This is a genomic window from Myroides sp. LJL115 (assembly GCF_054871665.1).
The window spans coordinates 29,121-41,243 of sequence record NZ_JBTXLS010000005.1; the positions used below are offsets into that span (position 1 = coordinate 29,121).

Genomic DNA, 12,123 nt, shown 5'->3' on the forward strand with positions numbered 1-12,123 from the left:
TAGCTTGCTAAGTAAAAGCATGCTTCTAAGCTAGAAAGCTAAGCTGGTTTGTCTACTACAAAACCTATATATATCACAATTCGCAATTAAGGTAAAGGGTTATTTTAGTATATTTGTTTTTTTAAAGTTTACTTACTAGCAAATAATGAAAGACCCAATTAATAAAATTGGAATTAAATTTGGTTTAATTCTAGCTGCCTACTATACCCTTTTTGATTGTATAGTTTTTTTTACTGACCAAAATTTATTCACAAACATCCCTTTAGGGTTTTTGAATATTTTTGTAACTATAGCTCTAGCTATAGGTTGTATATTAATGGCTAAGAAACAAATAGGAGGCTATATTACTTTTAAAGAAGCCTTTACTCCTTACCTCCTTTATGTATTAATAGGTGTAACGGTTAATATGGTAGTATACTATATCTTATTTAACTTTGTTAATCCAAATGCACAAGAGCCCCTTAGAGACACCCTTTACCAAATGGCTATTGACAAAATCAATGCCCTTGGTATGCCTGAAGCTGATAGGTTAGCTAAAATAAAACAAGCCGAAGAAAGCAATCCTTTTACCTTCCAAACCCAAGTATTTGCATGGGCTGGAAGTATATTAAAATACTGTATCCTAGGTTTCTTATTAGCGGCTATTTTTAGAAATAAATCAGAATTTACACCTGTAGAAAAATCAACACAAGATAGCACAGGTAAGCACACTAACGACCTACAAGCGAAAGATTTATCCGAGGACAATCAATCTTCTGTGTCTAAAAAACAGCCTAAGAAAAATAAAGAACAACCGTCGAAGAAATAATCATTCGACTCAACTAAAGCTTTTTTCATGAATCTTTCTATTGTTATACCTTTATTAAACGAGGCAGAATCTTTACCCGAATTACACCAATGGATCTCTAAAGTTATGCAGGAAAATAATTTTAGTTATGAAATTATTTTTATTGATGATGGTAGTTCAGATGATTCATGGGATATTATCCAAGGTTTAATCGCACAAAATCCAGCTTGTAAAGCAATCCGTTTTGCCAGAAACTTTGGTAAGTCTCAGGCTTTACATGCAGGTTTTAAAAGAGCCCTAGGACAAGTGGTTATTACCATGGATGCAGACTTACAAGACAGTCCAGAGGAAATTCCAAGCCTATATAAAATGATCACAAAGCAAAATTTTGATTTAGTCTCTGGTTGGAAAAAGAAAAGATACGATTCTCTATGGGCTAAAAACATCCCCTCCAAACTATTTAATTGGGCTGCAAGAAAAACTTCAGGAGTACAGCTTAATGATTTTAATTGCGGACTAAAAGCTTATCGTCTAGAGGTGGTGAAAAACATAGAGGTTTCAGGAGAGATGCACCGATACATACCAGTTTTAGCCAAAAACGAAGGGTTTTCTAAAATTGGAGAAAAGGTAGTAATCCACCAAGCCAGAAAATACGGAGTTACTAAATTTGGGATGAATCGATTTATAAATGGATTTTTAGATTTAATCACCATTTGGTTTTTAACTAAATTTGGTAAACGTCCAATGCACTTCTTTGGTGCTCTTGGCCTATTAATGCTTTGTATAGGGTTCTGCGCTTCCTTATTTATAGGAGGTAGCAAACTATACAAAATTTACTATGATCTGCCCTCTATATTGGTCACTAGAGATCCGTGGTTTTACATTGCTTTAACTACAATGATCATAGGTAGCCAATTGTTTTTAGCAGGCTTTATAGGGGAAATAATACTAAAGACAAATACAAAAAATAAGAGATACAAAATCGCCCAAAAAGTCGGTTTTAAAAAAATATAATTATGCAAACAGAACAAGATATTTTACAAATAGCTAACCAGTGGTTACAAGATCCTTTTGATACAGAAACTAAACAAGAAGTAGAGAGAATGATCCAAGAGGACAGCGATTTACTGAAGGATAGTTTTTATAAAAACTTAGAGTTTGGAACTGGAGGTATGCGTGGTGTAATGGGAATTGGTACAAACCGAATCAACAAATACACTTTAGGAAAAAATACCCAAGGATTATCTCAATACATTAAAGAGTGTTTTCCAAACAAACAATCTAGTGTTGCAATTAACTATGACTGTAGACATAATAGTAAAGAATTAGCTAAAGTGGTAGCAGATGTATTTACTGCAAATGGTATCAAAGTATACTTATTTGAAGATATGCGTCCTACTCCTGAGCTTTCCTTTGCAGTAAAATATTACAACTGTCAAGCAGGTATTGTTTTAACTGCTTCACATAATCCACCGGAATACAACGGTTATAAAGTATATTGGCAAGATGGGGGCCAAATTGTTCCTCCAAATGACCAAGCAGTAATTGATATTATTAATAGCTTAAACTACCAAGATATTAACTTTAAAGGTCAAGATGACCTAATTACTTATGTAGGTAAGGATTTAGACCAAGCCTTTATTAATTCTACTATAGAGCATGCGAGCTTTAATACTCCAGCTTGGGCTAAAGATAATCTGAAAATTGTTTTTACTCCTTTACATGGAACTTCTATTAAGTTAATCCCTCAAACTTTAGAAAAGGCTGGTTATAAAAATGTCTTCATTGTAAAAGAGCAAGAGGAGCCTAATGGAGACTTCCCTACAGTAAAATCCCCTAACCCTGAGGAGCCAGAAGCTCTAGAAATGGCGATGGAACTAGCTGAAAAAGTTGGTGCTGATATTGTTATTGGTACGGATCCTGACTCAGATAGAATTGGAATTGCAGTACGTGATTTAGAAGGAAAAATGACTCTTTTAAATGGTAACCAAGCCATGGTAGTTATGACTGCTTTCTTATTAGAACAATACAAGAGAAGCCAAGGTTTTAAAGGTAATGAATTCATTGGCTCTACAATTGTATCTACACCAATGATGTTAGATTTAGCTCAAAGTTATGGTGTAGAGTGTAAAGTTGGATTAACTGGATTCAAATGGATTGCTAAATTCATCAATGATTGTCCGAATCAAAAATTCATCGGAGGTGGAGAAGAAAGCTTCGGTTATATGATTGGCGATCAAGTAAGAGATAAAGATGCTGTTGCTTCTGCCCTTTTAGTATGTGAAATTGCTGCATTAGCAAAAGCTGGAAAAAGTTCTTTTTACACAGAACTTTTAAATCTATACATTGACCATAGTTATTACAAAGAGCACCTTATCTCTTTGGTTAAAAAAGGAATGGATGGAGCTGCTCAAATCAACCAAATTATGTCTGATTTAAGACAAAATCCTCTTTCTCATATTATTGGACAAAGAGTGGTTTGCGTAGAGGATTACAAAACCCAAAAAGCCCTTAACTTAATTACAAACGAAGTGGAAGAAATCCAAGTTCCAAGTTCGAATGTATTAATTTATTACCTAGAAGACGGAAGTAAGATTGCTGCACGTCCAAGTGGTACTGAACCTAAAATTAAATTCTATTTTAGCGTAAACCATCCAGTAGATGATTTATCACAAATAAAAGAAGTAGAGCAGCAGTTAGAGGATAAAATTCAAAGTATCATCCAAGAAATGAATCTAAACTAATATAAAGTAGACTAGTATAAATACTAGTCTACTTTGATTTTACTAAAAACCATATATTTTACCTATGAACGAATACTTTAAAAAAATTATTCGGTATGCCTTTCCTTATAAAAAATACGCCTATTTAAACGTATTTTTTAATATACTATATGCCCTATTTAGTGCTTTGTCTTTTGTGGCTTTGATCCCAATGATGACAGTATTATTTGATGAAGCCAAACCTATAGCACAAAAACCAGTTTATCAAGGTATCGGTAGTTTAAAGAATTACTTAGAAGACTATATGTCTTACTTTATTAATTCTTTCTCTCAAGCACATGGTGCAGAAAAGACTTTAATGGTAATGGCAGGGGTTATTATTACCTTGTTTTTACTAAAGAACCTTTTCAATTATTGGGGAATGTATTTTGGTACTTTCTTACGTAACGGTGTTTTAAAGGATTTGCGTAATGCCATGTACAAAAAATCGTTAGAACTACCTCTATCTTTCTTTTCTGAGAAAAGAAAAGGAGATGTAATTTCTAGAATTACAGCCGATGTTCTTGAGATACAACATTCCTTCTTATCAATTTTAGAAGTTATTGTTAGAGAACCTCTAACCATTGTATTTACCATTATTGCGATGTTTGGAATAAGTGTTAAACTTACTTTGTTTGTATTTATTTTCATTCCTATTGCAGGGGTAATAATCTCTAAGGTTGGTAAGTCCCTAAAGAAAAGTTCTCAAAAAGCATCCCAGGAACAAGGTTATTTTCTTTCTTTGATTGAAGAGTCTTTACAGGGTATGCGCATTATAAAAAGTTTTAATTCAGAAGCTAATTTTAATGCTCGCTTCCAAGAATCTACCCAAAGTTTTTATGAGCTAAACAATAAAATTTTAAATCGTCAAAACCTTTCCTCTCCTTTAAGTGAGTTTTTAGGTATTGTAACTATTGCTGTTTTATTAGTTTTTGGGGGACATATGGTTTTAACTGAACATAGCTTATCAGGAGCTTCCTTTATTGCGTATATCGGTATGGCCTATAATATCTTAACTCCTGCAAAAGCCATGAGTAAAGCCTCTTATAGTTTAAAAAGAGGATATGCAGCAGCAGAAAGAGTCTTAGATATATTAGAACAAGAAAATAGTATAACAAGTAAAGAGAACGCTATTGATAAAAAAGACTTTACCACAGCTATCACCTTAGAGCACGTTGGCTTTAAATATGATACAGAAGAAGTACTTAAAGACTTTAACTTAGAGGTTCCAAAGGGAAAAACGATAGCTTTAGTAGGACAGAGTGGAAGTGGAAAAAGTACTATATCCAACCTTCTTACAAGATTCTGGGATATCAATAAAGGTAAGATACTTATCGACAATGTGGATATTAGAGATATCAAATTAGATGATTTAAGAGATCTTATTGGTCTAGTTAGCCAAGACAGTATTTTATTTAATGACTCCATTAAAAACAACCTAAAATTAGGTAACCCAAATGCTAGTGATCAGGAAATTATCAATGCTTTAAAAATTGCTAATGCCTATGAGTTTGTGAAAGATTTACCTCAGGGCTTAGATACCAATATTGGAGATTCAGGTAATAAACTTTCTGGTGGACAAAAACAACGTCTATCTATAGCTAGAGCAGTTTTAAAGAACCCTCCTATAATGATTTTAGACGAGGCTACCTCAGCACTTGATACAGAAAGCGAACAAATCGTTCAACAAGCTTTGGAGAATATGATGAAAAATCGAACTTCTATTGTAATTGCTCACCGTTTATCTACTATTCAAAACGCAGATTTAATTGTAGTAATGCAAAAAGGTAAGATAATCGAACAAGGATCTCACGAGCAACTATTACTTAAAAATGGAGCTTATTCCAAATTAGTAACCCTACAATCCTTAGAATAATATTAAATCCAGATGCATTACTTATGCCTATCTGGATTTTTTTATTACCTCTATAAAAAACACAGCAAAAAATTTAACCTTTTTAGTATCTTTAGCTAAATCCACTCAGCTTTAACTTATTGGACTAAAGATATCCTATACTTTTAAAATTAACATTTATGCAAAGTAATATACAACACCCCATAATCACTTCTATTTTAGATAACGATTTTTATAAATTTACGATGCAACACGCTGCCATTAAACAATTTCCCTACGCAAAGGCATCTTACGTATTTATCAACAGAGGAGACCATAAATATCCCGATGGATTTGCAAAGGCCTTGCAGGATCAGGTAAATAAGATGGCAGATTTACGTTTAACTAAGGCTGAGAAAGACTTTTTAGCAAAAACTTGCCCTTATTTAGACCCAACTTACTTAGACTTTTTAGAAGGATATAGTTACAATCCTAATGAGGTAGAAATAAGCCAAGATAAAGACCAGTTAACGGTAAATATCCAAGGTTACTGGTATCGATCTATCTTATGGGAAGTACCCTTAATGTCTCTGATTTGCGAGTTGTATTACATACTAACGGGAGCTCAACCTATGGTAGAGCAGCAAATTATAGAAACTACCAAAAACAAGATTGAAAACTATAAAAAACTAGGTATTACCATAGCTGAATTTGGTACAAGAAGAAGATACTCTTACAAAGTACATAGCATTGTAGTAGAAACCCTTAAAAAATACGGTGCTTCTTGCTTTATTGGAACAAGTAACGTACACCTGGCAATGATCTATAATATTAAACCAATCGGAACCCATGCCCATGAATGGTTTATGTTTCATGCAGCCAAATACGGTTTCAAAATGGCCAACTCTATGGGCTTAGAACATTGGGTGGATACCTATAGAGGAGATTTAGGTATAGCCTTAACAGATACTTACACAAGTGAAGTCTTCTTTGAACACTTTGATAAAAAATTTGCTAAACTATTCGATGGTGTTAGACATGATAGTGGGGATCCAATTGAATTCGCTCAAATGACCATTAATCACTATAAGAGTTTAAATATTGACCCACGTTCTAAAACAATTATTTTTAGCGATGGTTTGAATCCTGAAAAAGTACAACATATCACCCATTTTTGTAGAGGTAAAATTGGAATGTCCTTTGGAATTGGGACTGATTTCACTAATGATGTAGGTTTACCTGCAATGAATATTGTGATAAAAATGTCACAAGCATTACCTGAAAAGGGTAATTGGACAGATGTGGTAAAACTATCGGATGAGCCTAAAAAGCATACTGGTACACCAGAAATGATCGAACTAGCACAACGCTTATTAGATATTCCGCTTATAAAATAAAGAAAGCAGCTTTTTTTTTATTAACAAATTGGAAAATTAAGCTTTAATAGTTTACTTTTGTGTAAAATTTAAATACAATATAATGGCAACTAACAGAACTTTTACAATGATTAAGCCGGATGCTGTTGAGGCAGGTGACATCGGTGGTATCATCAACATGATTACAGAGGCAGGATTTAAAATTGTTTCTATGAAGTTAACTCAATTAACAGTTAGAGATGCTCAAAAATTCTACGAAGTACACAGTGAAAGACCTTTTTACGGTGAATTAGTTGAATTTATGTCTAGAGGTCCAATCGTTGCAGCTATCTTAGAAAAAGATAACGCAGTGGAAGACTTCAGAACATTAATTGGAGCTACAAATCCAGCGGACGCGGCAGAGGGAACTATCCGTAAGAAATATGCTAAATCTATTGGAGAAAATGCAGTTCACGGATCAGATAGCGACGAAAACGCTGCTATTGAATCAGCTTTCCATTTCGCAGGAAGAGAACAATTCTAAGAAGAAACCCTTCTTTTTCATATCAATGGCCATTTTTACATATAAAAATGGCCATTTTATTTTAATTATGGTGCTATTTTAACAATTAATATAAATAATTCTATATTATTACTTTTATATGCTTTTTTTATCGAAAAAAATATTATTTTCACACAAAATAAATAAATTCGATATAAAGCTCATGAAAGAAGCATTAAAATCAATAAAAGTACCTATTTGGTCTATTCTTATCCCTTTAGTATCCGTACTACTTTTATTTGTACAAGGCTCTCTACCTAATAATTTATATACTGATTTGCTTTTAGGAGCTTTTCTAATTGGATCAGTACTAGCATCGGTTAGCCATGCTGAAACTGTTGCACATCGCGTTGGAGAACCTTATGGAACTATTATCCTTGCCTTGGCAATAACGGTAATTGAAGTTTCTTTAATTGTCTCTATAATGCTAAGTGAAGGTAACTCAGAACCTTCTTTCTTAGCAAGAGATACTGTATTTGCCGCAATAATGATTATTCTTACGGGAATAATCGGAATCTGCTTTCTAAGTGGTGGATATCGCTTTAAAGAACAAAACTTTATAAAACAAGGTATTAGTACTGGATTAATTACCCTACTAGCTATTGCAACCTTAACTTTAATACTACCAAATCACACTACTAGTCAGTTGGGTAATAGTTATACAAGTAATCAATTATTCTTTGTAGCCATTGTTTCTTTAATTCTTTATGGAGGGTTTTTATCGGTACAAACCATTCGTCACCGTAATTACTTTGTGTTAGAAGAAGACCTAAAAACGCCAAATAGCAAAACTAAAGCTACTAAGCAGACTATGGATCAAGATGTAGAGAATAACGTGGATCAGGATTCAGAGGATAACATAGATCATACAACTGTGAATATTCCTACTACCATTGTAGCCTTTGTTATGCTACTTGTAGCTTTGGCAGCTGTTGTATTATTATCTAAGTTATTATCCCCTACCATTGAAAGTGCAGTTGCTCAAGCTGGAGCACCTAAATCTTTGGTTGGTATTATCATTGCAACGGTTATTTTACTTCCAGAAGGCTTGGCTGCCTATAAAGCAGCTAGACAAGATAGATTACAAACCAGCTTAAACCTAGCTATTGGTTCTGCTCTAGCTTCCATCGGACTTACTATTCCTGCAGTAGCAATTGTTTCTTACTTTACAGGATTAACTGTTGCTTTAGGAATAGACGCTAAATCAACTGTACTACTATTAACAAGTATTGCCACTGTTTATCTTTCTATTTCATCAGGTAGAACAAATATTCAACAGGGAATTGTACTATTAGTCTTATTTGCAACCTATTTATTTACTACCATAGCTCCGTAAAAAACTGGGATGAATAAAAAATAATAAAAGCCTCAAAGTTAACTTTGAGGCTTTTATTATTTTAGCATTATTCTTTTCTTATTAGAATATATTTAAATCCAATAAGTCTGCAATGTCTTTAATCATATGATAACCTGCAATAGAGTTACCTTGTTTATCTAAACTAGGGCTAAATACACCTAAACCATATCCTTTGTTAGCACTAACTAAGATACCACCTCCTACACCAGATTTACTAGGTAAACCAACTTTTCTAGCATACTCTCCACTAAACTCATACATACCACCAGTGAACATAACCGATTGAATTAATCTTGCCATATCTGTACTTTGGTATTTTGTATTTCCATCGTAACGTACACAGTCATTAGCAAAAAAATATCCCATTTTAGCCAAGTCCTCAGCTGTGATTTCAATAGAACACTGCTTAAAGTAATTATCTAACTTATCTTCATTTTCTTGAGAATAGTCGATAAATCCGCTGTTAACCATCATATAGAACATTGCTCTATTTCTATGCCCTGTTTCTTTCTCTGATAGATAAACCGCTTGATTAATATCAATACTAGGATTGTTGGTAATAAAGCGAATCATCTCCAAAATCTTTTGGTAAGCTACATCTTTATCTCCAGGGATCAACGAGGTGGTTAAAATAGCTCCTGCGTTCATCATTGGATTTAATGGCTTTCCATTAAAATCTAAATTAGCTGAATAATTAAAAGGCATATTAGTTCCATAATAACCTACCTTACTAAAAACCGCTTCTTCTCCTAATTCTTGAACAGCAATAAATAAAGAAATAATCTTAGATACACTTTGAATAGTAAATTTTTGATTTACATCTCCAACACTAACAATTTCTCCATTTGGCTTAACTACACTCAAAGCAATAGCATTCTTACGCATTTTTGCAAGCTCTGGAATATAATCTGCTACAGCACCTTGCTCAGCGAAATCTCTATTTTTATCTAAAATAGCCTGAGCTACTTTTGTATTTAAAACAGGATCTCTATTTTTCTTTGTTTCAACAATTACTTCATTAGTAGTAGCAAAAATAGACATGCTATGTAAGGCAAAAAGAGCTAAAGCTAACTGCCCAAATGTTCTTTTAATCATAATTAGTTTTTTATTTAATATTTTTACTTCTTATCACCTTGCCAGACTCGGTGGTAATAAAGGTATCGCAGAACTGAATCTCTTTAGGTCTTTGGTACCTGTGTAAGGTCTCAAAGATAGTATCTTCTAGCATATAAGCCTTGGCTTGTATCACTAAAACTACCTTGTTTCCTAAAATAGGATCATTTTTACTACCAATAAAAAAAGGATAAGGTATTTTAGGGCTAAGAAGTTGTTCTATTTCTTCTGGATATAACTTAATCCCACCACTATTTATCACATTGTCTATTCTACCTTTCCAAATAAAGTCTTTTTCATTAAGCAAAGTGACTACATCATTGGTAATAATTGGCTCACTTGTAATATTTGGAGCATTAATAACCAAGCAGCCTCGGTTATCTTGTTCAATACTAACATGAGGTAGAATGGTAAAGTACTGCTCACAGATCCGCTTTGCTGCAATATGAGTAATGGTTTCACTCATCCCATAGGTTTCATATACTCTTGTATCAAGGGATAGTAATCGTTCACTTAAAGAAGCCGAAACTTTTGCCCCGCCAATAATTAAACATTTTATCCTATTTAATTCCTGAAAACTAGCCTGCACCTGCATAGGTACCATAGCTACAAAATCAAAATCTCCTTCCACTTGTTGCATTACATTTGAACTTGGGGCAACATGGTGTAAATCCCAACCTAATATTAGGGCTCTTACTAGCATAAGCTTACCGGCTATAAAGTTGGTAGACATACACAAAAGGGCTTTACTTTTATTGTGAATATTAAAAAATTCCCCTGTAGCTCTGGCCGAATAAATCACTGCTTGCTTAGTCAAGTATATTTGCTTTGGAGGTCCAGTAGTACCAGAGGTTTGTACCACAATGTAAGGGTTATCATCCAACCACTCAACTATAAAATCCCCTAATTCTACGAGGTGTTTTTGCCCACTAACTCTTAATGAATGCTGTGCAAAATCCATAAGCTCCTCTTTTGTATAGGGGATTGCGTTCAAGCAAAAATCCTCATGGACAAAATCATTAGTATATTGTTTCATAAATTACATTCTATTTAACCGCTCCAAATAAATGTTTGGAATAATTACGCCATTTGTATTTTTTGGCAAAAATAAAAAAGACTAAAGGTAGGATTATACCTACTTGAGCCAAGTACTCCCATACTCCTACAACCGAATCGTTATCTGTATTAATAAAAAGAGAATCCGTCTGAAAAGCTGTCCAGCTAGAGGTTACTAATAATACCCCCACTAAATTGTTGGCAGCATGAAAACCTAAGGCAAGTTCTAACCCCTCATCTATTAAAGTAATCATACCCAAAAATACTCCTGTACCTATATAGTAAATCATAATAGACATACCATTTTGATCTACCTCAGGATTAGCAAAGTGCATCAATCCAAAAATAAAGGAAGTCAAGATAAAAGCAACACCTCTACTTTTAGTAGCTAATCCAAGTCCTTGTAATAAATACCCTCTTAAAAAATATTCTTCAAAACTAGTTTGTAATGGCACTAGAACTATAGCCAAAATAAGAAAAGTAAAAAAGCTAGCTGACTTAAAATTCCATTGAAAATCTTGAGGGTTGGCTATATAAGAAATTATAAATAGAAATATACATATTGCTGACCACAATATAAAGGCAAAACCTACTCGTTTCCAATCTATTTTATCCCTAGAAGTAGTCAAGGACAAAATACTTTGTTTTTGTATAAGCTTTACCCAAAGTAGCAGTACAAAGAGTAATCCTACTAAAGGTCCTATGGTCAGTAGAAAATTTATATTCTTTCCATACAAGGCAATATTTTGGCGTATAATGTCATTTGTAGAGGCATCAGTGAGCTTTAAGACAACTGCATTCAAGGCCATTATGCCAAAAAAAAGTAGAGAAAATGGCAAATAAAGCCATAAGTTGACTTTATGCTTTTTCTTTAATAACTGTTCAATATATTTCATATTTCAAAAAATGTACTATATTTGATAGAAAATCACCTAATTATGATCACAATTTATCACAATCCTCGTTGCAGTAAATCTCGAGAGAGTATCGCATTTATGGAGCAACAAGGCGTTGCTTACAAAATTATAAAATATTTAGATGCCGAACTTACTGAAACGGATGTTAAAACAATTTTACAGAAATTGAATTACTCCCCTATTCAGCTTGTTCGTACCAAAGATAATCTTTGGCAGGAAACTTTTGGACAAAAAGAGTTAACAGACGAACAAATAATTCAAGCAATGGTGGAAAATCCTAAATTCATAGAAAGACCAATTGTTGTCAATGGACCTCGCGCAGTAATTGCAAGACCCACTGAAAAAATACATGAAATATTGTAGATAAATAATTTTAACAT

11 protein-coding genes are annotated in these 12,123 nt (G+C 33.4%); 8 read left to right on the plus strand and 3 right to left on the minus strand.

Annotation, left to right across the window (positions count from 1 at the left end; genetic code table 11):
• Nucleotides 1-145: 145 nt before the first annotated feature.
• The 7 genes from ACYSNX_RS02270 (at nt 146) to ACYSNX_RS02300 (ending at nt 8,636) form a co-directional block, all read left to right on the plus strand.
• Complete coding sequence (locus ACYSNX_RS02270) at nt 146-808, plus strand: DUF4199 domain-containing protein (protein WP_461753064.1); 663 nt, start codon at nt 146-148, stop codon at nt 806-808.
• 27 nt (nt 809-835) lie between these two features.
• On the plus strand, nt 836-1,801 hold the full coding sequence (locus ACYSNX_RS02275; protein WP_461753065.1) for a glycosyltransferase family 2 protein: 966 nt from the start codon (nt 836-838) through the stop codon (nt 1,799-1,801).
• Nucleotides 1,802-1,803: 2 nt separating this feature from the next.
• Entirely contained in the window at nt 1,804-3,531 is a 1,728-nt protein-coding gene (locus ACYSNX_RS02280; RefSeq protein ID WP_461753066.1) for a phospho-sugar mutase, read from the plus strand.
• A 64-nt stretch (nt 3,532-3,595) separates the two neighbouring features.
• Nucleotides 3,596-5,425, plus strand: a complete 1,830-nt coding sequence (locus ACYSNX_RS02285) for an ABC transporter ATP-binding protein (protein ID WP_461753067.1) — start codon at nt 3,596-3,598, stop codon at nt 5,423-5,425.
• A 158-nt stretch (nt 5,426-5,583) separates the two neighbouring features.
• On the plus strand, nt 5,584-6,780 hold the full coding sequence (gene pncB, locus ACYSNX_RS02290; RefSeq protein WP_461753068.1) for a nicotinate phosphoribosyltransferase: 1,197 nt from the start codon (nt 5,584-5,586) through the stop codon (nt 6,778-6,780).
• An 82-nt stretch (nt 6,781-6,862) separates the two neighbouring features.
• Nucleotides 6,863-7,282 (plus strand): nucleoside-diphosphate kinase, encoded by a 420-nt coding sequence (locus ACYSNX_RS02295; protein WP_461753069.1) that lies wholly within the window; start codon nt 6,863-6,865, stop codon nt 7,280-7,282.
• A 181-nt stretch (nt 7,283-7,463) separates the two neighbouring features.
• The gene (locus tag ACYSNX_RS02300) at nt 7,464-8,636 is read left to right on the plus strand and encodes a calcium:cation antiporter (RefSeq protein WP_461753070.1); all 1,173 of its coding nucleotides are present in this window, start codon (nt 7,464-7,466) and stop codon (nt 8,634-8,636) included.
• An 81-nt stretch (nt 8,637-8,717) separates the two neighbouring features.
• On the opposite strand, the gene glsA is transcribed toward ACYSNX_RS02300, so the two are convergent.
• Genes glsA through ACYSNX_RS02315 form a run of 3 tightly spaced genes read right to left on the minus strand, consistent with a single transcriptional unit; the run spans nt 8,718 to nt 11,722 of the window.
• Nucleotides 8,718-9,752, minus strand: a complete 1,035-nt coding sequence (gene glsA / locus ACYSNX_RS02305; RefSeq protein WP_461753071.1) for a glutaminase A — start codon at nt 9,750-9,752, stop codon at nt 8,718-8,720.
• A gap of 10 nt (nt 9,753-9,762) precedes the next feature.
• Nucleotides 9,763-10,806, minus strand: a complete 1,044-nt coding sequence (locus ACYSNX_RS02310; protein WP_461753072.1) for an AMP-binding protein — start codon at nt 10,804-10,806, stop codon at nt 9,763-9,765.
• Nucleotides 10,807-10,816: 10 nt separating this feature from the next.
• Nucleotides 10,817-11,722 (minus strand): lysostaphin resistance A-like protein, encoded by a 906-nt coding sequence (locus ACYSNX_RS02315; RefSeq protein ID WP_461753073.1) that lies wholly within the window; start codon nt 11,720-11,722, stop codon nt 10,817-10,819.
• A 42-nt stretch (nt 11,723-11,764) separates the two neighbouring features.
• Between ACYSNX_RS02315 and arsC the strand changes: the two genes are divergently transcribed.
• The gene (gene arsC / locus ACYSNX_RS02320; protein WP_461753074.1) at nt 11,765-12,106 is read left to right on the plus strand and encodes an arsenate reductase (glutaredoxin); all 342 of its coding nucleotides are present in this window, start codon (nt 11,765-11,767) and stop codon (nt 12,104-12,106) included.
• The last annotated feature ends 17 nt before the right edge of the window (nt 12,107-12,123 follow it).

Coding starts and splice junctions, on each gene's coding strand:
- ACYSNX_RS02295 (WP_461753069.1), top strand. CDS start 6,863: ATGGCAACTAACAGAACTTTTACAATGATTAAGCCGGATGCTGTTGAG.
- ACYSNX_RS02280 (WP_461753066.1), top strand. CDS start 1,804: ATGCAAACAGAACAAGATATTTTACAAATAGCTAACCAGTGGTTACAA.
- ACYSNX_RS02285 (WP_461753067.1), top strand. CDS start 3,596: ATGAACGAATACTTTAAAAAAATTATTCGGTATGCCTTTCCTTATAAA.
- ACYSNX_RS02315 (WP_461753073.1), bottom strand. CDS start 11,722: ATGAAATATATTGAACAGTTATTAAAGAAAAAGCATAAAGTCAACTTA.
- ACYSNX_RS02270 (WP_461753064.1), top strand. CDS start 146: ATGAAAGACCCAATTAATAAAATTGGAATTAAATTTGGTTTAATTCTA.
- pncB (WP_461753068.1), top strand. CDS start 5,584: ATGCAAAGTAATATACAACACCCCATAATCACTTCTATTTTAGATAAC.
- glsA (WP_461753071.1), bottom strand. CDS start 9,752: ATGATTAAAAGAACATTTGGGCAGTTAGCTTTAGCTCTTTTTGCCTTA.
- ACYSNX_RS02300 (WP_461753070.1), top strand. CDS start 7,464: ATGAAAGAAGCATTAAAATCAATAAAAGTACCTATTTGGTCTATTCTT.
- ACYSNX_RS02310 (WP_461753072.1), bottom strand. CDS start 10,806: ATGAAACAATATACTAATGATTTTGTCCATGAGGATTTTTGCTTGAAC.
- ACYSNX_RS02275 (WP_461753065.1), top strand. CDS start 836: ATGAATCTTTCTATTGTTATACCTTTATTAAACGAGGCAGAATCTTTA.
- arsC (WP_461753074.1), top strand. CDS start 11,765: ATGATCACAATTTATCACAATCCTCGTTGCAGTAAATCTCGAGAGAGT.